The 22,694-nt window shown below is 72.7% G+C and carries 24 protein-coding genes; 9 read left to right on the top strand and 15 right to left on the bottom strand.

The window, feature by feature from the left end:
- Positions 1-2 precede the first annotated feature (2 nt).
- Together AAW13_RS20355 and AAW13_RS20350 are read left to right on the top strand one after the other, a co-directional pair.
- On the top strand, positions 3-1,055 hold the full coding sequence (locus AAW13_RS20355; protein WP_046730782.1) for a family 2 encapsulin nanocompartment cargo protein terpene cyclase: 1,053 nt from the start codon (positions 3-5) through the stop codon (positions 1,053-1,055).
- A gap of 49 nt (positions 1,056-1,104) precedes the next feature.
- The gene (locus AAW13_RS20350) at positions 1,105-1,989 is read left to right on the top strand and encodes a geranyl diphosphate 2-C-methyltransferase (RefSeq protein WP_046730783.1); all 885 of its coding nucleotides are present in this window, start codon (positions 1,105-1,107) and stop codon (positions 1,987-1,989) included.
- A gap of 60 nt (positions 1,990-2,049) precedes the next feature.
- Here the strand turns inward: AAW13_RS20350 and AAW13_RS20345 are convergent, their stop codons facing one another.
- Both AAW13_RS20345 and AAW13_RS20340 read right to left on the bottom strand, forming a co-directional pair.
- Complete coding sequence (locus tag AAW13_RS20345; protein WP_046730784.1) at positions 2,050-2,532, bottom strand: VOC family protein; 483 nt, start codon at positions 2,530-2,532, stop codon at positions 2,050-2,052.
- 66 nt (positions 2,533-2,598) lie between these two features.
- Complete coding sequence (locus AAW13_RS20340; RefSeq protein ID WP_046730785.1) at positions 2,599-2,946, bottom strand: helix-turn-helix domain-containing protein; 348 nt, start codon at positions 2,944-2,946, stop codon at positions 2,599-2,601.
- A gap of 56 nt (positions 2,947-3,002) precedes the next feature.
- Here AAW13_RS20340 and AAW13_RS20335 point away from each other — a divergent pair, with 56 nt between their 5' ends.
- Positions 3,003-3,815: a class I SAM-dependent methyltransferase gene (locus AAW13_RS20335; protein ID WP_240528662.1), complete on the top strand. Its 813-nt coding sequence runs from the start codon at positions 3,003-3,005 to the stop codon at positions 3,813-3,815.
- 205 nt (positions 3,816-4,020) lie between these two features.
- Positions 4,021-4,908, top strand: coding sequence for an RNA polymerase sigma factor SigF (locus AAW13_RS20330; RefSeq protein ID WP_046730786.1), 888 nt, complete (start codon positions 4,021-4,023; stop codon positions 4,906-4,908).
- 102 nt (positions 4,909-5,010) lie between these two features.
- Here the strand turns inward: AAW13_RS20330 and AAW13_RS20325 are convergent, their stop codons facing one another.
- Together AAW13_RS20325 and AAW13_RS45600 are read right to left on the bottom strand one after the other, a co-directional pair.
- Positions 5,011-5,463: an ATP-binding protein gene (locus tag AAW13_RS20325; protein ID WP_046730787.1), complete on the bottom strand. Its 453-nt coding sequence runs from the start codon at positions 5,461-5,463 to the stop codon at positions 5,011-5,013.
- Positions 5,464-5,582: 119 nt separating this feature from the next.
- Positions 5,583-6,956 carry a DUF6777 domain-containing protein gene (locus tag AAW13_RS45600; protein ID WP_206306246.1) on the bottom strand — a complete coding sequence of 458 codons (1,374 nt, stop codon included), beginning with the start codon at positions 6,954-6,956 and terminating at the stop codon, positions 5,583-5,585.
- A gap of 183 nt (positions 6,957-7,139) precedes the next feature.
- Here AAW13_RS45600 and AAW13_RS20310 point away from each other — a divergent pair, with 183 nt between their 5' ends.
- The gene (locus AAW13_RS20310) at positions 7,140-8,438 is read left to right on the top strand and encodes a streptophobe family protein (protein ID WP_206306245.1); all 1,299 of its coding nucleotides are present in this window, start codon (positions 7,140-7,142) and stop codon (positions 8,436-8,438) included.
- Between the two features lie 90 nt (positions 8,439-8,528).
- Here the strand turns inward: AAW13_RS20310 and AAW13_RS20305 are convergent, their stop codons facing one another.
- The 4 genes from AAW13_RS20305 to mgrA all read right to left on the bottom strand — a co-directional run bounded on the left by AAW13_RS20305 (position 8,529) and on the right by mgrA (position 13,304).
- The gene (locus AAW13_RS20305; protein ID WP_046731207.1) at positions 8,529-9,077 is read right to left on the bottom strand and encodes an SH3 domain-containing protein; all 549 of its coding nucleotides are present in this window, start codon (positions 9,075-9,077) and stop codon (positions 8,529-8,531) included.
- A gap of 97 nt (positions 9,078-9,174) precedes the next feature.
- Complete coding sequence (locus AAW13_RS20300; protein WP_046731208.1) at positions 9,175-11,514, bottom strand: FHA domain-containing protein; 2,340 nt, start codon at positions 11,512-11,514, stop codon at positions 9,175-9,177.
- A 68-nt stretch (positions 11,515-11,582) separates the two neighbouring features.
- Positions 11,583-11,993: a hypothetical protein gene (locus tag AAW13_RS20295; RefSeq protein WP_046731267.1), complete on the bottom strand. Its 411-nt coding sequence runs from the start codon at positions 11,991-11,993 to the stop codon at positions 11,583-11,585.
- Between the two features lie 318 nt (positions 11,994-12,311).
- Positions 12,312-13,304, bottom strand: coding sequence for an L-glyceraldehyde 3-phosphate reductase (gene mgrA / locus AAW13_RS20290; RefSeq protein ID WP_046731209.1), 993 nt, complete (start codon positions 13,302-13,304; stop codon positions 12,312-12,314).
- Positions 13,305-13,415: 111 nt separating this feature from the next.
- Here mgrA and AAW13_RS20285 point away from each other — a divergent pair, with 111 nt between their 5' ends.
- Together AAW13_RS20285 and AAW13_RS20280 are read left to right on the top strand one after the other, a co-directional pair.
- A complete protein-coding gene (locus AAW13_RS20285) occupies positions 13,416-14,330 on the top strand; it encodes a LysR family transcriptional regulator (RefSeq protein WP_046731210.1) in 915 nt (304 codons plus the stop codon).
- A 63-nt stretch (positions 14,331-14,393) separates the two neighbouring features.
- Positions 14,394-14,909 (top strand): mycothiol transferase, encoded by a 516-nt coding sequence (locus AAW13_RS20280; protein ID WP_079178872.1) that lies wholly within the window; start codon positions 14,394-14,396, stop codon positions 14,907-14,909.
- Here the strand turns inward: AAW13_RS20280 and AAW13_RS20275 are convergent.
- The 7 genes from AAW13_RS20275 to AAW13_RS20245 all read right to left on the bottom strand — a co-directional run bounded on the left by AAW13_RS20275 (position 14,891) and on the right by AAW13_RS20245 (position 20,770).
- Positions 14,891-15,970: an adenosine deaminase gene (locus tag AAW13_RS20275; RefSeq protein WP_046731212.1), complete on the bottom strand. Its 1,080-nt coding sequence runs from the start codon at positions 15,968-15,970 to the stop codon at positions 14,891-14,893. The two genes, AAW13_RS20280 and AAW13_RS20275, sit on opposite strands and share 19 nt — an antisense overlap.
- A 37-nt stretch (positions 15,971-16,007) precedes the next feature.
- Positions 16,008-16,400 carry a VOC family protein gene (locus AAW13_RS20270; RefSeq protein ID WP_046731213.1) on the bottom strand — a complete coding sequence of 131 codons (393 nt, stop codon included), beginning with the start codon at positions 16,398-16,400 and terminating at the stop codon, positions 16,008-16,010.
- Positions 16,401-16,606: 206 nt separating this feature from the next.
- Positions 16,607-17,533 (bottom strand): M56 family metallopeptidase, encoded by a 927-nt coding sequence (locus tag AAW13_RS20265; RefSeq protein ID WP_046731214.1) that lies wholly within the window; start codon positions 17,531-17,533, stop codon positions 16,607-16,609.
- Positions 17,530-17,913 carry a BlaI/MecI/CopY family transcriptional regulator gene (locus AAW13_RS20260; protein ID WP_046731215.1) on the bottom strand — a complete coding sequence of 128 codons (384 nt, stop codon included), beginning with the start codon at positions 17,911-17,913 and terminating at the stop codon, positions 17,530-17,532. The genes AAW13_RS20265 and AAW13_RS20260 overlap by 4 nt, the downstream gene beginning before the upstream one ends.
- Positions 17,914-18,131: 218 nt before the next feature.
- The gene (locus AAW13_RS20255) at positions 18,132-18,839 is read right to left on the bottom strand and encodes a chitinase (protein ID WP_420855478.1); all 708 of its coding nucleotides are present in this window, start codon (positions 18,837-18,839) and stop codon (positions 18,132-18,134) included.
- 387 nt (positions 18,840-19,226) lie between these two features.
- Complete coding sequence (locus tag AAW13_RS20250) at positions 19,227-20,420, bottom strand: RNA polymerase sigma factor (protein ID WP_046731217.1); 1,194 nt, start codon at positions 20,418-20,420, stop codon at positions 19,227-19,229.
- Positions 20,420-20,770 carry a YciI family protein gene (locus AAW13_RS20245; RefSeq protein ID WP_046731218.1) on the bottom strand — a complete coding sequence of 117 codons (351 nt, stop codon included), beginning with the start codon at positions 20,768-20,770 and terminating at the stop codon, positions 20,420-20,422. The genes AAW13_RS20250 and AAW13_RS20245 overlap by 1 nt, the downstream gene beginning before the upstream one ends.
- Positions 20,771-20,901: 131 nt before the next feature.
- On the opposite strand from AAW13_RS20245, the gene AAW13_RS20240 reads away from it, so the two are divergent.
- Both AAW13_RS20240 and AAW13_RS20235 read left to right on the top strand, forming a co-directional pair.
- Positions 20,902-21,498, top strand: coding sequence for an HD domain-containing protein (locus AAW13_RS20240; protein ID WP_046731219.1), 597 nt, complete (start codon positions 20,902-20,904; stop codon positions 21,496-21,498).
- Between the two features lie 23 nt (positions 21,499-21,521).
- Positions 21,522-22,562 carry an acyl-CoA dehydrogenase family protein gene (locus AAW13_RS20235; RefSeq protein WP_046731220.1) on the top strand — a complete coding sequence of 347 codons (1,041 nt, stop codon included), beginning with the start codon at positions 21,522-21,524 and terminating at the stop codon, positions 22,560-22,562.
- The last annotated feature ends 132 nt before the right edge of the window (positions 22,563-22,694 follow it).

Here is a 22,694-nt window from a genome sequence, read left to right as displayed (position 1 = left end):
CCATGAGCACTGCCACCACGTCCTACGTCCTGCCCGGCCCGCCGGACATCGCGCGGAGCCTGCGCCCGGCCCGGCGCACCGGTGCGGTCCCGGGACTCCACTACCGGCCCGCCGTGCCCGCCGACCCGGAGAAGGCCGCCGAGCTCGACCGCCGCCTGGAGACCTGGGCCCGGGAGCTCGACCTGTTCCCCGAGGCCTGGAAGGGGGACTTCGCCGGCTTCCAGTTCGGCCGGGCGGTCGTACTCCAGCACCCGGGCGGTCTCGACCTGGACCGGCTCACCGCCGCCGGCAAGCTGCTGCTCGCCGAGAACATCGTGGACTCCTGCTACTGCGAGGAGGACGAGGGGCGCGGCGGATCACGGCGCGGGCTCGGCGGCCCGCTGATCATCGCCCAGTCCGCCCTCGACCCCTACCACGGCATCCCGGAGCTGGAGGAGGAGTGGCGCGCGGGGATCGCGGCCGACGGTCCGCTGCGGTCCTACCACTTCGCCCTCACCGACTTCGCGGCCTTCGCCACGCCGAGCCAGACCGACCGGTTCGTCCACGACATCGCGCGGCTGCACCTCGGGTATCTGGGCGAGGCCGCCTGGATGGAGACCGGGTACACACCGCGGGTCTGGGAGTACCTGGTGATGCGCCAGTTCAACAACTTCCGCCCCTGTCTGTCGATCGTCGACGCGGTGGACGGCTACGAGCTGCCCGAGCCGCTCTACGCCCGTCCGGAGATCCAGCGGATCACGGCGCTGGCCTGCAACGCCACCACGATCGTCAACGACCTCTACTCCTTCACGAAGGAGCTGGCGAGCGACCCGGACCACCTCAACCTGCCGCAGGTGGTGGCGGCCAACGACCGGCGCGGGCTGAAGGCGGCGTATCTGAAGTCCGTCGGCATCCACAACCGGATCATGGAGGCCTTCGAGGCGGAGTCGGCCGCGCTGTCCGCGGGTTCACCGCTGGTCGCGCGCTACGCCGAGGGACTGGCCGCCTGGGTCTCCGGCAACCACGAGTGGCACGCCACCAACTCCAGCCGCTACCACCTGCCCGACTACTGGTAGCCCACAGCCACATCCGAAACATCGTCAGCAACACGTCGAGGAGAACCTGTTGACCACCGCCCCTGTCGCTCGGAAGACCACCACGTCAGCCCCGGTGCCGACCCAGTCCAGGTACCAGAACAGCGTCGCGGAGTACTGGAACGCCGAGGAGAACCCGGTCAACCTCGAACTCGGAAAGATCGACGACCTGTACCACCACCACTACGGCATCGGTGAGGCCGACTGGTCGGTGCTGGACGAGCCCGACCCCGGGCTGCGCAAGGAGCGTGTCACCGGCGAACTGCACCGCCTGGAGCACGCCCAGGCCGAGCTGCTGGCCGGCCATCTCGGCGCGCTCACCCCGGCCGACCGGGTCTTCGACGCCGGCTGCGGCCGCGGTGGCGGCAGCATCGTGGCGAACCTCCGGTACGGCTGCCACTCCGACGGCGTCACCATCTCCGCCAAGCAGGCCGACTTCGCCAACGAGATGGCCCGCAAGCGCGAGGTCGGCGACAAGGTCCGCTACCACCACCGGAACATGCTGGACACCGGGTTCGAGACGGGCGCGTACGCGGCCTCGTGGAACAACGAGTCCACGATGTACGTCGAGCTGGAGCTGCTGTTCGCCGAGCACGCCCGGCTGCTGCGCCGCGGCGGGCGCTACGTCACCATCACCGGCTGCTACAACGACACCTACGGCCGGGCGTCCCGCGAGGTCTCCCAGATCAACGCGCACTACATCTGCGACATCCACCCGCGGTCGGAGTACTTCCGGGCGATGGCCGCGAACCGGCTGGTCCCGGTGCACGTGGAGGACCTCACCGAGGCGACGATCCCGTACTGGGAACTGCGCAAGCAGGCCGATCACCTGGTGACGGGGATCGAGGACGCGTTTCTCACCGCGTACAAGAACGGCAGCTTCCAGTACCTGCTGATCGTGGCCGACCGGGTCTGACCCGGCGGGGCCGCGGGCGCGGGGGCGGTGCCTGACACCGCCCCCGCGTCCGCGCGCCGGTCACTCGCCCTCGTACGCCTTCTTCAGCGCGGCGATGTCGAGCTTGCCCATCGCGTACATCGCCCGCGTGGTGCGCGCCGCCTTCTCCGGGGCGGCGTCGCCGATCATCTCGATCAGCCCCTCCGGGATGATCTGCCAGGACACGCCGTAGCGGTCCTTGAGCCAGCCGCAGGGGCCGCCCTCACCGCCGTTCTCGGTGAGCTTCGCCCAGTAGTGGTCGACCTCCTCCTGGCCGTCGCAGTAGACCTGGAAGGAGATCGCCTCGTTGAACGTGAACTGCGGGCCGCCGTTGAGCGCGACGAACCTGTGCCCGTTGGCCGTGAAGTCGACGGCGATCACCGAGCCGGCGGGCCCCGGCCCGGCCTCGGTGTAGCGGCCGATCCGCCCGACGGCGGAGTTCTTGAAGATCGACACGTAGTAGTGGGCGGCTTCCTCGGCCTGGCCGTCGAACCAGAGACACGTGGTGAATCCGTCGGTGGTCATGGGCACCTCCTGGAGCGTGGAACGCGGTCATGTGTACCGACCGCCGCGCGCCGGGAAACTCATCGGTCAGGCGGCCAGGCACAGCCCGCGGTGGCGGCTCGGTGTGGTCTGCCGGCGGGTGAACTCCGTCTGCACCAGGGAGAGCAGACCGCCCAGGTCGAGGCCGAGGGCGTGGGCGGCGGCCCCGAGCACCTCCGAGGAGGCCTCCTTGCGGCCGCGCTCGATCTCGGAGAGGTACGGCAGGGAGATCCGGGCCGTCTCGGCCACCTCCTTCAGGGTGCGCTCCTGGGCGAGCCGCTCCTGGCGCAGCACGTCTCCGAGGAGGTCGCGCCAGAGTGGCTGCCTGGGCTGGGGGGCCGGCTCCTGCGGGCGCAGCGGGACGACACGGGTCTGGTTCGGCGGTTGGCTGGTCACCCGCTCAGCCTAGAAGCAGTGGCTTCGCGAGGGCAGGGACCGGCATTCTGCCCTGAGTGGACGCACTGGAGTTCAGGGCAGCGAACCCGCGGTTGCGGGACATCTTCGACGAGGACGCCGAGCGGTACGAGCGGGCGCGGCCCCGCTATCCCGCCTCGCTGATCGAGGAGTTGGTCCGGGTCACGGGGGCCGGGCCGGGGGTTCGGGTGCTGGAGATCGCACCCGGCACCGGCAAGCTCACCGTCGATCTGGCCGGGTCCGGGTGCGCGATCACCGCTGTGGAGATCGGCCCGAGCATGGCCGCGGTGGCCCGCCGGCGACTGGCCGCCTTCACCGGCGTGGAGGTGGTGGTCTCGGCCTTCGAGCAGTGGCGGCCCCCGGCGGAGCCGTTCGACGCGGTGGTCTGCGCGACCGCGTTCCACTGGCTCGACCCGGAGGTACGGGTACCGAAGACGGCCCGGGTGCTGCGCCCCGGCGGTCGGCTCGGCATCGTCGCCACCCATCATGTGGCGGGCGGCACCGAGGACTTCTTCGCCGAGGTCCAGCGGTGCTACGAGCGCTGGGATCCGGCCACCCCGCCCGGGCTGCGCCAGACCCGCGAGTCCGACCTCGCGACGGACACCGGTGAGTTCACCCGCTCCCCGTACCTCACCGACGTCACCGTGCACGGCCACGCCCAGGAGATCACGTACACCGCGGACCAGTACGTCGACGTACTCCTGACCTACTCCAACCACCGGGCGCTTCCCGGGCCGGCCCGCGGCGGCCTGCTGGCGGACGTCCGGGAGCTCATCGAGTCGCGGTACGACGGGGCCGTCACCAAGCGGTACTGGCATGAACTGGTGACCGCCGTGCGCGTCGGCGGGTGAGCGTCCCGCCATGGAACGTCACAGTCTGTTTTGCGCCAGCCGTGGGAACGGGATGCATGCGTCGCGTCACCCCGGGTACCCGAAGGTCGAGGCACGCATGGGACGTCCGATTCCGGGTAACCGGGCGAGGACACAACCAGGTCAGGGCCGGTACGACCCAGGTCGCACCGCCACCCGTCGCACCTTGACTCACGTGGGAGAGGGAATGAACACCGCCGGGATCCGGTCGGAAGCAGTGGACACCGCTCAGGCCGTCGGGGCAGGGACGGCGGAAGAGGCCCTGCCGGGAATCGAGGACCCGAAGAGTGTCGCGCCCCGCGACGCGCGCGAGCTGTCCCGCCAGTTCTTCCAACGGCTCTGTGAGCTGGAGGAGGGCACGCCCGAACACCAGTACGCCCGCAACACGCTCATCGAGATGAACATGTCGCTGGTCAGGTTCGCGGCCGGGCGGTTCCGCAACCGGGGCGACGACATGGAGGACATCGTCCAGACCGGGATGATCGGCCTGATCAAGGCCATCGACCGGTTCGAGCTGTCGCGCGAGGTCGAGTTCACCTCCTTCGCGCTGCCGTACATCGTGGGCGAGATCAAGCGGTTCTTCCGGGACACCACCTGGGCGGTGCACGTACCGCGCCGGCTCCAGGAACTGCGCGTGGAGCTGGCCAAGGCGCGTGAGGAGCTGTCCAGCCGGCTGGACCGGGACCCGACGGTCGCCGAGCTGGCCACGCTGATGAACCTGTCCGAGGCCGAGGTGGTCGAGGGGCAGCTGGCCTCGAACGGCTACAACTCCTCCTCGCTGGACGCCGCGCTCACCGGGGACGGCCCGGAGGACGGCGAGGCGGTGCTGGCCGACTTCCTCGGTGTCGAGGAGGAAGGGCTGCGGCTCGTCGAGGACTTCCAGTCGCTGGCTCCGCTCATGGCCGAGCTGAGCGAACGGGACCGGGAGATCATCCATCTCCGGTTCGTGGAGGAGGCCACGCAGGCGGAGATCGGCGAACGGCTCGGCTGCTCCCAGATGCATGTCTCCCGCCTGATCAAGCGCATCATCACCCGGCTGCGGCAGGGGATGCTGGGCGAACTCGGCTGCGCCTGAGCGCGGACTCCCGGGCGCTGCCCCTCACCGGCGCGTGGGGCGGCGCCCGCGGTGCGTTCCCGGCACGGCGACGACGTGCCCTCCGTGCGGGAAGCGGGCTTCTCAGGCTGGGAAACGCACCAGGGCGCGCACCCGCTTGCCGACCGGCACCAGCTCGGCGGTGACCTCGCTGGCCACGGCGTGCACGATCTCCAGACCGTGCCGGCCGACCCGCTCGGGGTCTTTCGGGAAGCGCCGGGGCAGGGCGTCGCTGCTGTCGTACACGGAGACCAGGACGGCGCTGTCCGTGCCCTCCAGTTCGAGGATGTACGGGCCGTTGCTGTGCCGGTCGGCGTTGGTGATCAGCTCGCTCACCACGAGGAGCAGTTCGCCGTCGGACCGCGGGTCGATGGTGGCGCACCACTCGGTCCTGAGCTGCTCCAGGAAGCGGGCGGCGAAGTCCCGTGCCTCGGCGATGCAGCCGGGCTCACCGGTGTAGTGCGCGGCCCGCCGCAGCGGTTCCACGGGTACGTCGAAGCCAGTCGATATCACTGCCCCGCCCAGGTGTTCGATCATGCGTTTCTCTCTCGGAGGCCGGCCCGGCCGGTCGCTGTTGCAACCATGCTCGTACCCCGAGTGTGCCCCCGCAGTCCCCGGGGACGTTCGCCGAACGCGCACAAAGGGCGTCACGCTGGTCACATCGCCGGGGAACCGGGGCCCTCCGGCTCCGGCAGGGACGCCGAGGACGCCAGGGACGCCAGGGAGGCCGGGGAGGCCGGGGACGCCGCCGGCCGGGAGCCCGGTGCGGGCGGGGACGGCGGGGAGGACGGCGGCTCGGAGAGCGGTGACTCGGGGGACCGCGGCGACGCCGGTCCGGATTCCGGCGACTGCGGCTTCGGCGCCGGCGACGACGGCGGTTCCGACTCGGGCGACTCCGGCTTCGAGGCGGGCGAGGAGGGCGGCTCGGAGGAGGGGGATCCGGACGAGGGCGGCTCGGAGGAGGACGGGCTCGACGAGTGCGAGGACGGCGGACTGGAGGGCGGGGGCTTCGAGCCGTTGCCCGGGCTGGCGGGGGTCGAGGGAGCGGTGGAGAACGGCGGGTTCATCGGGTCCGGATCCGCCGGGGGTTTCGCCGGACGGTCCTGGTGCCCGGTGTGGTCGCCGCGGTGGCGCCCGAACCAGTCGTCGTGCCGCGGGTCGAAGATCACGAAAACGTTGACCACCTGCGCCGCGGGAGCCACGACGACCACGTTCCCGGGCCGGTACGCGGGCCACGCCGCGCCCGTGGTCCGCGGTGTGCTCCGCTGGGCGACCGGCGAGGTGAGCGGGTTGCCGCAGGCGCAGCGCACCCGGGGCACGCCGTGCCCGTCGACGAGGACCGCGGTGCCCGCCTGGAGGACGGACTGGTAGGCGGTCGCGCCGCCGTCGCGGTAGCCGTGGGCCGTGACCCGGGTGTCCGCGCGCAGCTGTACGGGGGTCAGGGAGCGCAGGTAGGCCGGGACACCGGAAGGCTGGACGCCGACCTGCGCGGCGAACGCCTTGTTGCGCGGGGGCGCGGCCTGGAAGTACCTGATCTGCTGCTCGACGTCGCAGCTGCCGGAGTTCTTGGTGCCGCTGTAGAGGCCGGGTGCCCCGCCGTCCACCCCGCGCAGCTGGTTCGACGGAGGGGCCGACGCCACCGGGGCGGCCGAGACCGGCGCGGCGACGCTCTTCCTGGTGCTGGACGCGGTGAACGGGTCCTGGCCGGTGCTGTCGGCGGCTTGCAGGAAGACCTCGGCGCGGCGGCCGGAGCCGTCACCCGGACGGGTGAGGACCACGGCCACGACCGCGGCTACCACGACGGCGGTGACGAGCATGGCCAGCCGGGGCGCGGACCGCCACCACGGCCCGTGCCGCCCCCCGCCCCCGGCGCCTCCAGCGCTCCCGGCGCCCCCGCCGCCGCCCTGGCCCCCGCCGCCGCCCTGGCCGCCACCGCCTCCCGGCGGGTGCGAGGGCGGCCCGGCGGGCCCGGACAACGGGCCGGAGGGAGGTCCTGTGGGGCGGCCGGACGACGGCGGTTCGACGCTCACGCGCTCATCTCCCCGTTGCGGGAAACGGCATCAATACAGGCGCGGCATTAAACGTCGTCAACGATTAAATGCCCTAATTGATGCATAACGAGCCCAATGTGCGCTCGTCCCGTACCGCCCGCAAGCCGACGCGGACGGCCCACCCGGCGGGCGCGGTGTCCCCGGGCTGCCTACGGTGACAGCGTGAGCCGCCGAATCGCCTCCGAGCGGCCGGTGGCCGCGCCGGCCGGTCGTTCCGTGGCCCGGCACGGCTGGCCGCGGGCCCTGGCCGTGGTGCTGGGCTCCCTGGTAGCCATGGTCGTGGTGGCCGCCCTGGGGCTGTGGGCGGCGGGCGCGGCGGACCTGCCCGGAGGCGCCTTCGCGCCGGTGGTGCTCGCGACCGTGGCGACGGCCGTCGGCGGCGCCGTGGAGCTGTCCGGGGACGCGGGCGACCTGGCCCGGACGAACGCCGGACTGACCGTCGTACCGCTGTCGGTGACGCTGGTCGGGGCACTCGTCGTCGCCGGGGGCTTCCTGCGGCCGCTGCGGCACCGCGCGGTGGCCGGGGCCGGGGAACTGGCAGGCTGGGCGGCCCGGATCGCGGTGCTGTGGCTGCTGGGGCTCGTCGGGCTGGCCCTCGGCGCCCGGCACACCTTCGCGGTCGACATGGGCAGCGGCACCCTCAGTGATCTGACCGGTCTGCTCGACGCGGCACCGAAGGTCGGCTTCACGACGGCCGTGCCGCTGACGGCCGCCCGCGGACTGCTGTGGCTCGCCGGGATCCTGGTACTGGCCCTCCTGGTGTCGCGCGGCGCCCCGCTGCCGGGACGGCTGCTGCGCTTCCAGGTGTCGGTGCGCCCGGCGGCGTACGCGATGGTGGCCCTGGTGCTGGCGTACGTCGCGCTGGCGCTGGTGGCCGCCCTGGTCACGATGGTCACCCGCGGGCACGTGCGGGAGACCCTCGCGGTGATCCTGCTGGGGCTGCCCAACCTCGCCTGGCTGGCCCTCACCCTCGGTCTCGGCGTGACCTGGGACGGCAGGGTCGACGGCCCGTTCGGGCTGCCGGTGCCGCGGGTGCTGGCCGAGGTGCTGCGCACACCGGACGTCTCGACCCTCAGTCTGCGCACGATCGCCGCCCACGACGGCCGCTGGTGGTGGCTGGCCGGGTTGGCCGCGGTGCTGCTGCTCGCGGCCGCGTTCCTGATGGCGGCGCGCTCCCCCGCCCGGATCCGCCCCTGGCGGCACGCCCTGCACCTGGCGGTCGCCCTCGCGCTGACGCTGCTGACGCTCTGTCTGGCCGGACGGGTCTCCGCCCACTACGGGCTCTCCCTGCTCGGCATCGGCGACATGGGCGGCAACCTGTCGGGGGAGCTGCTGCTGCGGCCCAGACTGTGGTCGGCGGTGGGCCTCGGCGCGCTGTGGGGTCTGCTCGCCGGTTTCCTGGGGGCGTCGGCGGCCCGCCCGGTGCCCCGGCGGGGCGAGGTGGCGGCCCGCCGCCCCTGAGGCGACCCGGACCCGGTCGACCTGAGTGGACCCGAACCTGGTCGACCTGCGTGGACCCGAATCCGGTCGACCTGCGTGACCCGGACCCGGTCAGCGGTCGCCGTCGGGGGTGACCACCCGGGTCGGTTCGTGCCGGGGCGGGTCGCCGCCGGGCACGGACCGGTCGGTGACGTACGTGGCGAGCCGCCGCCCGTCGCCGTACAGCCAGCGCCCCTCCCCCGGGTCGTACAGCCACATGGCCTCCCCGTCGACGACCAGGCCGATCCGCAGCCCGTGGGTGCGGCCCCGGAAGGACTCCCCGTCCAGGTCGCCGTCGGCCAGTTCACCGACGGCGGCGCGGTACTCGGCGAGGGTCCGTGCCACGCGGTCCAGCAGGGGGCGCGGGTCGGTGGCCTCGTCGGCCGGGCCGCCCGGCAGAGGCGGATCGTGGGGTACGGCGACGAGGTAGCGGCCGTCGACCCAGGCGGCCCAGCCGTTGGCGCAGCTGATGTGGGCCCAGTCGCCGCGCCGTTCCACGAGCTGCACCGGCAGCAGCGGGTCCAGCGGGACGGTCGGCCGGCCCGGATCGGGGGCCTCCCAGGCGGGCATGCCGTCGGCCGGGACGACGTGGCTGGGCCGGAAGCCGGGTGCGCTGGTCATCGCCTCTCCTCCTTCCGCTCCTTCCGCTCCTTCCGCTCCTTCCGCTCCTTCCGCTCCTCCGCTCCTTCCGTACCTTCCACACCTTCCGCTGCCTGCGTCATTTCCGCATCACGGCGGGTTCATGGCGGCGCAGCAGCCGGGACAGGACACAGCCGAAGACGACCGACAGCACCACCAGCATCAGCATGTTGCGCAGCCACACGCCCGCCGAGTGCCGGAAGACCGGGTCGGCGGTGGCGGCGCCCGGCACCAGCCGGTGCAGTTCGACGGTGCCGGCCATGGCACCCAGCGCCCACCGGGCGGGCACCAGCCAGGCGATCTGTTCGAGTCCCGGCACGCCGTTCAGTTTCAGCAGCGCCCCGCAGAACACGACCTGGACGATGGTGAGCAGCACCAGCAGCGGCATGGTCACCTCCTCCTTGCGGACCAGCGCCGAGATCAGCAGGCCGAGCATCATCGAGGTGAAGGCCAGCAGCGCCACGGCCAGGGTGATCTCCAGCAGGGGCGGCATCAGCACCCCCCGGCCGCCGGGCGCGTCGAGGTCGACGCCGGCCAGGCCGACCAGGGTGAGCACGACCGCCTGGAGCACGGTGACGGCGCCGAGGACGACGACCTTCGACATCACGTACGCCGATCTGGGCAGGCCGACCGCTCTCTCGCGCAGGTGGACGACGCGTTCCTTGACCAGTTCGCGCACGGCGTTGGCGGCGCCCGTCAGCACGCCGCCCGCGCACAGGATGAGCAGCGCGTTGGTCACGGTGTCCGCGGTGAGCCGGCTGCCGGCGACGGCCCGGGTCATCGCGCCCATGACGAACGGCAGTCCGATCATGATGGCGAGGAAGGTGCGGTCGGCGACCAGGACGGCCGCGTAGCGGCGGACCAGGGTGGCGAACTGCGCGAACCAGCTGCGCGGCCGCGGCGGCGGGGCCGCGGCCACCGGCCCGGAGCGCGGCAGCAGCGGCTGGGAACTGGAGTTCACCACGTACTTCCGGTGGTACGACGAGGCGCGGTAATCCCCCGCCCAGTCCCGGCCGGCGTCCTGCTCGAACGCCTCGAAGGCCGCCGGCCACTCGTCGAAACCGAAGAAGCCGAGGGCGTCTCCGGGCGGCCCGAAGTAGGCGGTCCGGCCGCCCGGTGCCAGCACCAGCAGCCGGTCGCAGACGTCCAGGCTGAGCACGCTGTGGGTGACGACGATGACGGTCCGGCCGTCGTCGGCGAGGCCGCGCAGCATGTTCATCACCGAGCGGTCCATGCCGGGGTCGAGCCCGGAGGTCGGTTCGTCGAGGAAGAGCAGGGAGGGTTTCGTGAGCAGTTCCAGGGCGACGCTGACCCGCTTGCGCTGCCCGCCGGAGAGGCTGTGCACGGGCTGGCCGGCGCGCTGTTCGAGGCCGAGTTCCCGGATCACCTCGTCGACCCGCCGGCGGCGCTCGGCCTTCTCGGTGTCCTCGGGGAAACGCAGTTCGGCGGCGTAGCCGAGGGCGTCGCGCACGGTCAGCTGGACGTGCAGGATGTCGTCCTGCGGGACCAGGCCGATGCGCTGGCGCAGTTCCGCGTAGTCGCGGTAGAGGTCGCGGCCGTCGTAGAGGACGGTTCCGTGGTCGGCGGGGCGCTGGCCGGTGAGGGCGCCGAGCAGGGTGGACTTGCCCGCGCCGCTCGGTCCGACCACGGCGAGCAGGCACTTCTCCCCCACCGGGAAGGAGACGTGGTCCAGCAGGATCCTGCGGCCCCGGTCGACGGCGACGGTGAGTTCCTGCACGTCGAGTGAGACCTCGCCGGTGTCGACGTATTCCTGGAGCTGCCCGTCGACCAGGCAGAACGCCGAGTGGCCGATGCCGACGACGTCCCGGGGGCCGAGCGGTGCGCGGCTGACCGGGCCGCCGTTGAGGTAGGTGCCGTTGTGGCTGTCGAGGTCGACGATCTCGTGGCTGCCGTCGGGGTCGGTGCGCAGTTCCGCGTGGTGGCGGGAGACCACGAGGTCGTCGACGACGATGTCGTTGTCGGAGGCGCGGCCGATGCGGACCGTGCGGGCGCCCAGCGGCCGTACCGAGGAGGGCTGCCGGAAGGTGCCGGTCCGGCTGGGCACCGAGACGGCGGCGGGGCGGTCCGGCGCGGGCGGGGCGCGGCCCACCAGGACGCCGCTCGGGCCGTCGGCGGGGCTGCCGAAGCCGATGACGGTGCCGGGGCCGACCTCCCATTCCCGGACGCGGCGGCCGTCGGCGTAGGTGCCGTTGGTGCTGCCCTCGTCCTCCAGCGTCCAGTGGCCGTCCTCGGGCCGCAGCACCGCGTGGTGCCAGGAGACCCGGGTGTCGTCGAGGCAGATGTCGCTCAACGGGTCCCGTCCGACGTGGTAGTCACGGCCCGGGCTCAGCACGGTGGAGCCCGTGGCGGTCTCCAGGACGAGTTCGGGTGCCGGGGAGGCGACCGGCCGCTCAGCCATGGCCAGAATTCTACCGATCTGACCTCTTGTGCGCCCGGTCATGGCCGCCGGGCGAGCGCTGTCACGCGTCAGGCGACGGGTACGACCAGTGCCGGGATGGTGCGCTGCATACGGAGCGCGTCGACGGACTCGGCGAGCAGTTCGTACTCGGTGGTGTCGTCCTGGACGGCGATCCGCACCAGTCGGCCGTCGGCCAGTTCGTCGGCGACGAGTTCCTGCCGGACGACGTCGGCACACCAGGCGCGGAGCAGGCCGGGCACGTCCACGACGGTGTCCGCGACCGGGACGAGTGCGCCGTGCGGAAATCTCGGGTTCTCGGGAAAGGGATCGAGCCGCTCCGCGATCCAGGAGGCCCGGTCCCGTAACCACCACAGCGCCAGGGCCAGGGTCGGCGCACGGTAGGTGCCGAGGGGAACGCCGATGCGCTGCCCGCCGCAGACGCCGTATGCCGTCACATGGCACAGGAATTCGTCGTGCACGATCACTCCCCCGTAGCTCGCCGGTGTGCCGTCGCGGGCCGGTTTTCCGTGCGGCTCCTGTGCGGTGAAGTGCTCCTGACATTCGAGTATGTTCACTTTCGAAACACTGTCACCACACCTTTTTGGCCAGTCTCTTGGCATATTCGCCCTGCGAATTGGCCGAAATGCACGTGCTCCACCACGCAGGAGGGCAGGGCCCCCTGAGAGGAAAGGTTTCGTCGCGGTGGCCAGTTTTGACGTGCCCACACTCAAAGAGCGAGGGGGGACGCGGTCGCGTCCCCCCTCGGCGCACGGCTCACGGGCCGGCGTGCCCGTCCGTCACGGGTTGACGATCGCGTCGATCCGGGCCAGTTCCCCGGTCTCGAACTCCAGGTTCCCGATGGCTCCGACACTGTCCTCGACCTGCTGCGGGCTGCTCGCGCCGATCAGCGCCGAGGTGACCCGGCCGCCGCGCAGCACCCAGGACAGGGCGAGCTGGGCCAGCGTCTGGCCCCGCTCCTTGGCGATCTCGTCGAGGGCGCGCAGCCTGCCCACCAGGTCCTCGGTGACCGCGTCCGAGTTCAGGAACGGGCTGTCGCTCGCGGCCCGGGAGCCCTCGGGGATGCCGTCCAGGTAGCGGCCGGTGAGCAGGCCCTGCTCCAGCGGGGAGAAGACGATGGAGCCGACCTGGAGCTCGTCGAGGGCGTCCAGCAGGCCCTCCGTCTCCGGGCGGCGGTCCAGCATCGAGTACCGGGGCTGGTGGATGAGGAGCGGGGTGCCCAGCTCGCCGAGGATCCGGGCCGCCTCGCGGGTCTGCTCCGCCGAGTAGTTGGAGATGCCGACGTACAGCGCCTTGCCCTGCTGGACCGCGGAGTGCAGGGCGCCCATCGTCTCCTCCAGCGGAGTCTCCGGGTCGGGGCGGTGCGAGTAGAAGATGTCGACGTAGTCCAGGCCCATCCGGCTCAGCGACTGGTCGAGGGACGAGAGCACGTACTTGCGCGAGCCCCACTCGCCGTACGGGCCGGGCCACATCAGGTAGCCGGCCTTGGTGGAGATGACCAGCTCGTCGCGGTACCCCGCGAAGTCCGCCCGCAGGGCCTCACCGAACGCGGACTCGGCGGCGCCGGGCGGCGGGCCGTAGTTGTTGGCCAGGTCGAAGTGGGTGACGCCGAGGTCGAAGGCGCGGCGCAGGATGGCGCGCTGGGTCGTCACCGGCCGGTCGGGCCCGAAGTTGTGCCAGAGGCCGAGCGACAGCGCGGGGAGCTTGAGGCCGCTGCGGCCACTGCGGCGGTACGGCATGTCGGCGTAGCGGTCGGGGTGTGCGGTGTACAACGCGACTCCAGAGGGGTTGGCACACGATCTACCGATCCCACTCTTTCCCGCGCCCCGGGCAGTGGTCCAACAGAAGAATCCGATGGAATTGTGCGGCTACGCTTCTCAATCATGGAACTGCGCCACCTCCAGCACTTCGTCGCCGTCGCCGAGGACCAGCACTTCACCCGGGCCGCGGAGCGGCTGATGGTGTCCCAGTCCGGTCTGTCGGCGTCCATCCGGGCCCTGGAACGGGAGCTGCGGGCGCCGCTGTTCGTGCGGACGACCCGCCGGGTGACCCTGACCGAGGCCGGCCGGGCGCTGCTCGGCGAGGCGGAACGCGTCCTCGCCCAGGTGCGGTCGGCGCACGAGGCGGTGGCCGCGGTGCAGGGCGTGCTGCGCGGGACGCTGGCGCTCGGCACCGAGCAGTGCATCGCCGGGGTGCACGTGGCGGGGCTGCTCGCCGCGTTCCGGCGCCGCCACCCGGACGTGGAGATCCGGCTGCGGCAGGCGGGCTCCGGCGCGCTGGCCGAGGAGGTGGCGGCCGGCCGGCTCGACCTGGCCTTCGCCTACCGCACCCAGGACGACACCGACCAGCTGCGCTCGGTGTCGCTCACCGGCGAGCCGATGACCGTGCTGTGCCATCCCAGCCACCGGCTGGCCACCGCGGGCGTGGCGGTGACGCCCCGGGACCTCGACGGCGAGGTGTTCGTGGACTTCCACCCGGACTGGGGGCCGCGGCGCACCACCGACGCGGCCTTCGCCTCGGCGGGCGTACGGCGCACGGTCGCCCTGGAGGTGAACGACGTGCACAGCCTCCTCGACCTGGTCGACGAGAACCTGGGGATCGCGGTCGTACCCCGGCACTTCCGGCACAAGCGGCCCTCGCTCACCGCGCTCGCCCTCAAGGACACGGACGAGACGGCCTACCAGACGGTCGCACTGCTGCCGCCGCAGACGGCCACCAGTCCGGCGGCCCGCGCCTTGGTCACCCTGCTGGAGACGGGCGACCTGGCGGCCCCTTCGGACGGGGCCTGCCCCGTCTGACCGGCCGCGGGCGGATGCCCGATTCCGGACGCATCACGACCGGCGATGCGCGATCGTGTTCGTATGCATGCAAGGGACATTCTCATCGACGGCTTCGGCCGCATCCAGGAAGAAGTCCACGCCGCCCTCGACGGCCTCGGCACCGACCTGCTCAACAGGCGCCCCGCGCCGGACGCCAACTCCGTCACCTGGCTGGTCTGGCACCTGACCCGGATCCAGGACGACCATGTGGCCGACGCCTTCGGCCTCGGCCAGGTGTGGCTGGACGAGGGCTGGGAGAAGCGCTTCGGCCTCGGCCTGCCACCCCACGACCACGGCTACGGGCACACGTCCGAGCAGGTCGCCAAGGTCACCGTGGCCTCCGCCGACCTGCTGACCGGCTACTACGACGCGGTGCACGAGCAGACCCTCAGGGCGCTGCGCGGACTGGCCGCCGCGGACCTCGAACGGGTCGTGGACGAGCGCTGGGACCCGCCGGTCACGCTGGGCGTACGGCTGGTGAGTGTCCTGTCCGACGATCTCCAGCACGTCGGACAGGCCTCCTACCTGCGGGGGCTGCTTCAGAGCGCGGACGCGTAGCCCGGCAGCACGACGTCCTCGATGAGGGCCGTGCGCTCGTCGAACGGGATGAACGCGCTCTTCAGGGCGTTCACGGTGACGGTGCGCAGGTCCTCGACGGTCCAGCCGGCCTCCGCCACGAGAAGGGACATCTCCCGGGTCATCGTCGTCCCCGAGACCAGCCGGTTGTCGGTGTTGAGGGTGACCCGGAAGCCCAGCTCCTTCAGCGCGGTGATCGGGTGCTCGGCGATCGAGGTGGCGCAGCCCGTCTGGAGGTTGGAGGTGGGGCACATCTCCAGGGCGATCCGGCGGTCGCGCACCCAGCTCGCGAGGCGGCCGAGCTTGCCGCCCGCGAGGTCGGGGATGTCCTCGGTGATCCGCACCCCGTGCCCGATGCGCTGGGCTCCGCAGACCTGGATCGCCTGGTGGATGCTGGGCAGGCCGTGGGCCTCACCGGCGTGGATGGTGAACGGCACGCTCTCGCCGCGCAGCAGCTCGAAGGCGTCCAGGTGGTCGACCGCGGGGAAGCCGTCCTCCGCGCCGGCGATGTCGAAGCCGACGACTCCGGCGTCCCGGTAGGCCACCGCCAGTTCCGCGGCTTCGCGGACCCGGTCGAACATCCGCATGCCGCACAGCAGGGTGCCGACCCGCACGGGCGTGCCGGCGGTGGCCGCCTTGGCCATGCCCGCCGCGAGACCCTCCTGCACGGCCTCGACGACCTCGCCCAGGGTGAGTCCGCCCTTGACGTTCAGCTCGGGCGCGTAGCGGACCTCGCCGTAGACCACACCGTCGGCGGCCAGGTCGAGGACGTACTCCTCGGCGACGCGCCGCAGCCCCTCCTTGGTCTGCAACACGGCGAGGGTGTGCTCGAAGGTCGCTATGTAGCGGACCAGGTCACCGGAGTTGGCGGCCTCGAAGTACCAGGCGGCCAGTTCCTCGGGGTCCGTGGCGGGCAGGGTGTGGCCGACCTCGGCGGCGAGTTCCACGAGGGTGGCGGGACGCAGGCCGCCGTCCAGGTGGTCGTGCAGGACGGCCTTGGGGAGACGGCGGATCAGGTCTGCGTCTACGCGCGTAGCGGTCATGGTGGGCGTTCCTCGGCAGGTGGTTCGGAGCGGTCGGTCAGGCGGCGGGCTGGAGCAGGTCCCAGCGGTTCCCGTAGAGGTCCTGGAAGACGGCGACGGTGCCGTACGGCTCGTGCCGGGGTTCCTCCAGGAAGATCACGCCGGCGGCGGCCATCCGGGCATGGTCCCGGGCGAAGTCGTCGGTGTGCAGAAAGAAGCCGACGCGCCCGCCGGTCTGGTCGCCGACTCGGGAGCGCTGGGCGTCGTCCTTGGCGCGGGCGAGCAGCAGTCCGGTACCCGCCCCCTCGGAACCGGGCTCCACGACGACCCAGCGGGAGCCGTCCGGGCGGGGCGCGTCCTCGACGAGTCGGAAGCCGAGGGCCTCGGTGTAGAAGCGGATCGCCTCGTCGTAGTCGCCGACGACGAGGGTGACCAGGGCGACGCGTCGCATGGTGACCTTTCGGGTGGAGCGGTTAGCGGGAGAGGTTATACGTAAAACCTCGGGGACGCCAGCCGCCGCTTCTCAGGGCTTCTTCTCGACGGGCGACGGCTGGAGCACCCCCGCCGGCAGGGGCTGGGGTGCCCCCGTCCGGAGGCCGGGGGCAGGAACCGCGCGACCGGCCACGGCGGACCCGCGCCTTCCGAACGGCACGGCGGCTACCGCTCCGCCTCCCCCTGGGCCACCTCCACCCGGTGGTGGAAGTCGGCCATCCCGGTCGCCGAGGCGACGCACGACACTCCGGTGCAGGCCACCAGCAGCGCCGCGATCCACCCCCCGGCCCGTCGCCCACCCGGCGCCAGCAGCGCCTCGACCCGGCGCGGCACCGGCCCCGACACCGCCCCCGGCACGAACGCGGGCCGCTCGGGAGCGCCCGCGCCCTGTCCCGCCAGCGCGGCCCTGGCGATCGCGCGTGCCGTCAGCCGCCGGTCCCCCACCACCCGCGCCGCCACCTCGTCGGCCACCCGTTCCACGGCCAGCCGGACGACGTCCCGGACCCGCCGCAGCGCCGGATGGCAGTGCGCCGCGAGTTCGGCCGCGGCGAGGAAGTAGTGGTGGCCCCCCGCGTTGTGCGCCCGCTCGTGCGCGAACAGCGCCTCCCGCTCGCTCCCGTCGAGGTTGCGCAGCATCGCCGTGGTGACGACGATCCGGTGCGGCCGCCCGGGCAGCGCGTACGCGTCCGGACGCGGTGAGTCGACGACACACAGATCACCCGCGGCGGGCCCGTGCGCCGCTGCCGAGCGGGCCGCGCGGAAGGCGCGGACCTGCCGGGACACGGACCGCACGAGGGTCCACGCGGTCACGGCGAGGCCGCCCACCGAGAGTGCGGCCAGCGGCAGGACGAAACGGTCCGAGGCGGTGTGCAGCGGCCTGATCAGCTCACCGAGCGAGGCGAAGAACGGCAGCTTGAGCAGGCCGGTGAGGACGAAGGCGCCGAGGGCGGCGAGCGAGCACAGGGCCAGGGCGACGGCCGAGGCGGTCACCGTCCAGAGCGCGGCGACGGGGGCCAGCCGGTCGAGGGCCCGCCGGGCCAGTGCCGGGAGGGCGAACGGCACCAGCAGGGGCAGGATCAGCAGCGCGATCATCGTCCACCGGACTGCTCGTCGGCTTCGAGCAGCGTACGCAGGACGCGCTCGTCGTCGGGGCTGAGCTGGGCGACGAAGCGGGCGAGCACGGTCTCCCGGTCGCCGTCCCGGTCGAGTTCGCTGTGCATGCGCCTCGCGGTCAGGCCCTGGGCGTCCTGGACGGGCACGTAGGCGTAGCCGCGGCCCTGGCGGTGCCGGTCGACCACGCCCTTGTCGTGCAGCCGGGTGAGGATCGTCGTCACGGTCGTGCGGGCCAGTTCCGTGCCGAGGCTGCGCTGCACCTCGCCGGGCGTCTGGGGCACGCCCGCGGCCCAGAGGGCCGCCATGACGCTCGCCTCGAGTTCGCCGGCGGGCCGGCGTTCGTCCTTCCCGTCGGCCATGGAAGGTCCCTCACCCCTTCTTCGTCCTCGGTCCGGCTCCTCGGCCTCGCTCAGCCGGACCGTCTACGCCAGTGTAGTCATGCGGGCGGCTGCCGCCGCCCGTGCGGCCCATTGTGCGAGGAGCCGCCGTCACCGGCGGGCGCCCCGGGCGTTCACCCCGGCCGGGGTGCGGTCACCCGGGGCGGGGTGCGGTCGCCCGGGGCGCCGAGTGCCGGGGGTCAGCAGTAGAGGTCGGCGCCCGTCGGCACGCCCAGGATCTGGGTGAACTTCTGGTAGGCGCTCACCCGGCTCTGCACCTGCGCCGGGTTCTTGCCGTCGCACTCCAGGGAGCCGTTGATGCTGCGGATGGTCTGGCCGAAGCCGGCCTGGTTGACCATGGCGTTGTGACCGGTCATGGTGCCGGGGCCGGACTGGGTGTTCCAGTACCACAGGCCGGTCTTCCAGGCCACGGAGGAGTTGTTCTCCACCTGCCAGGGGTTGTTGAGGAGGTCGACGCCGAGCGCGTCGCCGGCGGCCTTGTAGTTGAAGTTCCAGCTGAGCTGGATGGGGCCGCGCCCGTAGTAGGCGGACTGTCCGGCGGGACAGCCGTACCACTGGCTCCAGTCGCAGTAGTGCGGGTAGTTGGCGGTGTTCTGCTCGACGACGTGGACCAGCCCGCCGGTCTCGTGGCTGACGTTGGCGAGAAAGGCGGCGGCCTCCTGCTTCCTGACGGTGTCGCTGCCGGTGTTGGCGAAGCCCGGATAGGCACCGAGCGCCGCGGTGAGGCCGCTGTAGCTGTAGAAGGAGTTCCGGTTCGGGAACATCTGGTTGAACTGCGCCTCGCTGACGACGAACCCGGCGGCGGAGGCGGAGGGAGCCGCCTGGAGCACCAGGACGGAGCTTCCTGTGGCGAGCGAGGTGAGAAGGGCTGCGATTCGGCGCCTCAACACGGATCAACTCCTTTGCGGAGCACGACCGCACCCCCGGAAGGGGGCGCGGCCGCGGTGGGGGGTGTGGGGCACACTCAACTGCTTTGGTCTGTACCAGTCAAGGATGTAGACCAGTCAACCGGGGCATCGGTCTCCGCCCACTGGTTTCCGCAATTGCGGTCGAAAACAAGGGAGTCGGGCATCCGGCACCCGTGACGCGACCGGGCGCCGGCGGTGTGCGCGGGCCCGGCCGCGTCGTACGCGGGCGGGCCCCGACAGGGGGATGCGGGAGAAAGGAGGTTCAGCCGGGCTGCTTCAGGAGGACCGCCTCGCGGTGGCTGAGGGTGCTTCGCCGGTGGATTCCGGTACCCCGGAAGCCACCGGGACGAGGAAGATCACGCCTGGTCAGCCGGTGAGTTCGCGCTTCCGCCGGTCGAGGTGTGCCCGTTCGGGCAGGCTCCCGGCGAGGGCGATGGCCGCGTCGTACTCCGCCACGGCCTCGGCGTCCCGGCCGAGCCGGCGCAGCAGGTCGGCGCGGACGGCGTGCAGCACGTGGTAGCCGTCCAGGGCGAGCGCGTCGACCAGCCGCAGGGCCGCGTCCGGCCCCTCCGTCTCGGCCACCGCGACGGCCCGGTTCAGGGCCACGACCGGGCTCGGTGCGACGGCCATGAGCTGGTCGTACAGCCGGCGGATCTGCGCCCAGTCGGTGGCGTCGGCGGTCGGCGCGTCGCTGTGCACGGCGTTGATCGCGGCCTGGATCTGGTAGGGCCCGGGCCGGTTGCGCCGCAGGCACCGCCGGACCAGGTGCTGTCCCTCGCCGACCAGTTCCCGGTCCCACAGCGCCCGGTCCTGCTCGGGCAGTGGCACCAGTTCGCCCGCCCCGGTCAGCCGGGCCGGTCCCCGGGACTCGACCAGCAGCATCAGCGCGAGCAGTCCGGCGACCTCGGGTTCGTCCGGCATCAGCCCGTACAGCAGCCTCCCGAGCCGTACCGCCTCCGCGCACAGTTCGGGATCACCGCCGTAGCCCTCGTTGAAGATCAGATAGACGACGGCCAGCACACCGCCGAGCCGGTCGGGCAGATCGGCGTCCGCGGGCACCCGGTACGGGATGCCCGCGTCCCGGATCTTGGCCTTGGCGCGCACCAGCCGCTGGGCCAGGGTGGGCTCCGGGACCAGGAAGGCGCGGGCGATCTGTGCCGTGCCGAGTCCGCCCAGCAGGCGCAGGGTCAGGGCCACCCGGGACTGCGGGGCGAGCGCGGGGTGGCAGCAGGTGAAGATCAGCCGGAGCCGTTCGTCGCGCACGGGACCCTCCTCGCGGGGTGGCTCGGGGGCGTGCAGCCGGGCGGCCTCGGCGTGCCGGGCGTCCCGGGAGGACTCGCGGCGCAGCCGGTCGACGGCCCGGTTGCGGGCGGTGGTGATGATCCAGCCGGCCGGGCTCGGCGGCACCCCGCGCTCCGGCCACCTGTCGAGTGCCGTCGTGAACGCGTCCTGGACCGCTTCCTCGGCGAGGTCGATGTCGCCGAGAAAGCGGACGAGGACCGAGACCGCGCGACCGTACTCGGCACGGAAGACGGCCTCGACGTCGACGGCGTCCGCCATCAGTGCTGCCCCATGAAGGGGCGCACCTCGATCGGCAGCGTGGTGGCGAGCGCGCACTTGCGGCCCCACTCCAGGGCGGCGTCCAGGTCCTCCGCGCGGATCAGGCAGATCCCGCCCAGGTACTCCTTGCCCTCGGCGTACGGTCCGTCGGTGATCAGGACCTCGCCGCCCTCCGGCCGCAGCACGGTGGCCGTCTCCGGGCCGTGCAGGCCGTCCGCGAAGACCCAGGCGCCGGCCGCGCGCAGCTCGTCGTTGAACGCCTCGACGTCGCGCGTGATCGCGGCGAGTTCGTCGGGCGGGGGCGGGGTGCCGTCGGTGGGCTGGACCACGCTGAGCAGGTAGTGCTTCATGGGGTACTCCTCGGTCGTCGTGCGGTGTCGTCGGGGTGTTCCGCCTTCTACACGAACGGAAGGCCGCCGGATCGACACCTCGCCCGGAGAAAACAGGTTGGCACGGGAAGCCCGGTCAGTACCCTGACGCGATGACGACCGACACCGCGTTGTCGCGGGCCGTGCGGGGCGTCGTCGACCCGCCTCTGCTCCCGCTGCCGGACCGTGTGGCCGGGCTGCTGTCCGGGCTGGAGTGCCCGCCGCGGCTGGCGGCCCACCTGAGGGCCGTGCACGACGTCGCCCACCAGCTGGCCGACTGGGCCGAGCGGCACCGGCCCGCCCTGTCCTTCGACCGGGACGCCGTGCTCTTCGGGGCCGCGACCCATGACATCGGCAAGACGGTCCACGTCCGCGAACTCTCCGCGCCCGGCGCGGCACACGAGGAGGCGGGGCGGGCGCTGCTGCTCGGCCTCGGCGTCGGTGCGGGGCTCGCCCGGTTCGCCGCCACGCACGCGTCGTGGACGGAACCGGGTGTCGGGCCCGAGGACCTGCTGGTGAGCCTCGCCGACAAGATCTGGAAGAACAAACGCGTACCGGACCTGGAGGACCTCGTCGTGGCCCGGCTGGCCGAGGCCATCGGCCGGCCCGCGTGGGAGGAGTTCATCGCGCTCGACGACGTCCTCTCCCGCATCGGCGACGGCGCCGGCGATCGCCTGGCCTTCCAGGCGTCGTTCCCGGTCCACGGCTGAGGAGGTCGGAAAGAATCCTGTTCATGACCGCTGCCACCCATCCGCTCGTCACCCGCGCCCGGCACCTCGCCGACACCCTCCTCTCCCCCGCCGCGGAGCGGGTCGACCAGGAGGGCGTGCCCGTCGGCCACATCGAGGCGATCAAGCGCTCGGGGCTGCTCGGGGTGAGCGCCCCGGTCGCGTACGGCGGCTCGGCGGCGCCCGTGGCCGTCGTCCGCGAGACGGCGGAGATCCTGGCCGGGGCCTGCTGCTCGACCTGGTTCGTGCAGACGCAGCACCACACGCCGGTGCAGACCCTGGCCGCGACCGAACTGCCGGTGCGGGAGCGGCTGCTGGGACCGCTGGCGCGCGGTGAACTGCTGTCCGGGGTGGCGTACGCGCATCTGCGGTCCCACCCACGGCTCCCCGTGCGGGTACGACGGGAGGCGGGCGGCCGGCGCTTCGACGGCACCGTGCCGTGGTACACCGGCTGGGGTCTGAACGACGTGCTGCTGCTGGCCGGGGTGACCGAGGACGACGAGGCGCTGTTCGCCTTCGTCGAGGCCCGGGAGCAGCCGGGGCTGCGGCCTTCGGAACCGATGCGGCTGGCGGCGCTGACCGCGTCCCGGACGGTGTCCCTGGACCTGGACGGCCTGTGGGTGCCGGAGGAGGCGGTCGCGCTGCGGGTGCCCTACGGGCAGTGGGCGGCGACGGACCGTCCGAAACCCCGCAACGCGGGCCCGGCCGTCTTCGGTGTCGCCCGGGCGGCGCTGGCCCTGGTGGCGGCGGAGTACGCGGGCCCGCTGCGGGCGCGGCTCGACGAGGTCCGCCGCCGGGCCTACGCGCTCGCGGACCATCCGGTTCCGCACGAGCACACGGAGGAGCGGCTGGCGGTGCGGGCCGAGGCGTTCACGCTGCTGCGGACGGCGACGACGGCAGCCGTGGTGGCGGGCGGCGGCCGGGCGATGGCCCTGGACAACCGCGCCCAACGGCTCGCCAGGGAGGCCCTGTTCCTGCTGGTCCAGGGCCAGACCGGTGAGTCACGCGCGGCGCACCTGGGGCAGCTGGCCCAGTCACCGGGCTGAGCCCCGGCGCCACCACGGTCGGCCTCCGCGCGGGTGCGTGACGGCTGGTCGCGCCTGAGCCCCGGCGCCACCACGGTCGACCTCCGCACGGGTGCGTCACGGCTGGTCGCGCTGAGCCCCGGCGCCACCACG

Source organism: Streptomyces humi, assembly GCF_001005085.2.
In the GTDB taxonomy this organism is placed as follows: domain Bacteria; phylum Actinomycetota; class Actinomycetes; order Streptomycetales; family Streptomycetaceae; genus Streptomyces; species Streptomyces humi.
This window is presented reverse-complemented; position numbering and strand designations above follow the sequence as displayed.

What these genes read in the sequence shown, in the direction of transcription:
- AAW13_RS20355 (WP_046730782.1), top strand. Translation starts at nt 3, where the DNA reads ATGAGCACTGCCACCACGTCCTACGTCCTGCCCGGCCCGCCGGACATC.
- AAW13_RS20345 (WP_046730784.1), bottom strand. Translation starts at nt 2,532, where the DNA reads ATGACCACCGACGGATTCACCACGTGTCTCTGGTTCGACGGCCAGGCC.
- AAW13_RS20330 (WP_046730786.1), top strand. Translation starts at nt 4,021, where the DNA reads ATGAACACCGCCGGGATCCGGTCGGAAGCAGTGGACACCGCTCAGGCC.
- AAW13_RS20325 (WP_046730787.1), bottom strand. Translation starts at nt 5,463, where the DNA reads ATGATCGAACACCTGGGCGGGGCAGTGATATCGACTGGCTTCGACGTA.
- AAW13_RS20305 (WP_046731207.1), bottom strand. Translation starts at nt 9,077, where the DNA reads ATGACCAGCGCACCCGGCTTCCGGCCCAGCCACGTCGTCCCGGCCGAC.
- AAW13_RS20300 (WP_046731208.1), bottom strand. Translation starts at nt 11,514, where the DNA reads ATGGCTGAGCGGCCGGTCGCCTCCCCGGCACCCGAACTCGTCCTGGAG.
- AAW13_RS20285 (WP_046731210.1), top strand. Translation starts at nt 13,416, where the DNA reads ATGGAACTGCGCCACCTCCAGCACTTCGTCGCCGTCGCCGAGGACCAG.
- AAW13_RS20280 (WP_079178872.1), top strand. Translation starts at nt 14,394, where the DNA reads ATGCATGCAAGGGACATTCTCATCGACGGCTTCGGCCGCATCCAGGAA.
- AAW13_RS20275 (WP_046731212.1), bottom strand. Translation starts at nt 15,970, where the DNA reads ATGACCGCTACGCGCGTAGACGCAGACCTGATCCGCCGTCTCCCCAAG.
- AAW13_RS20270 (WP_046731213.1), bottom strand. Translation starts at nt 16,400, where the DNA reads ATGCGACGCGTCGCCCTGGTCACCCTCGTCGTCGGCGACTACGACGAG.
- AAW13_RS20265 (WP_046731214.1), bottom strand. Translation starts at nt 17,533, where the DNA reads ATGATCGCGCTGCTGATCCTGCCCCTGCTGGTGCCGTTCGCCCTCCCG.
- AAW13_RS20260 (WP_046731215.1), bottom strand. Translation starts at nt 17,913, where the DNA reads ATGGCCGACGGGAAGGACGAACGCCGGCCCGCCGGCGAACTCGAGGCG.
- AAW13_RS20250 (WP_046731217.1), bottom strand. Translation starts at nt 20,420, where the DNA reads ATGGCGGACGCCGTCGACGTCGAGGCCGTCTTCCGTGCCGAGTACGGT.
- AAW13_RS20245 (WP_046731218.1), bottom strand. Translation starts at nt 20,770, where the DNA reads ATGAAGCACTACCTGCTCAGCGTGGTCCAGCCCACCGACGGCACCCCG.
- AAW13_RS20240 (WP_046731219.1), top strand. Translation starts at nt 20,902, where the DNA reads ATGACGACCGACACCGCGTTGTCGCGGGCCGTGCGGGGCGTCGTCGAC.
- AAW13_RS20235 (WP_046731220.1), top strand. Translation starts at nt 21,522, where the DNA reads ATGACCGCTGCCACCCATCCGCTCGTCACCCGCGCCCGGCACCTCGCC.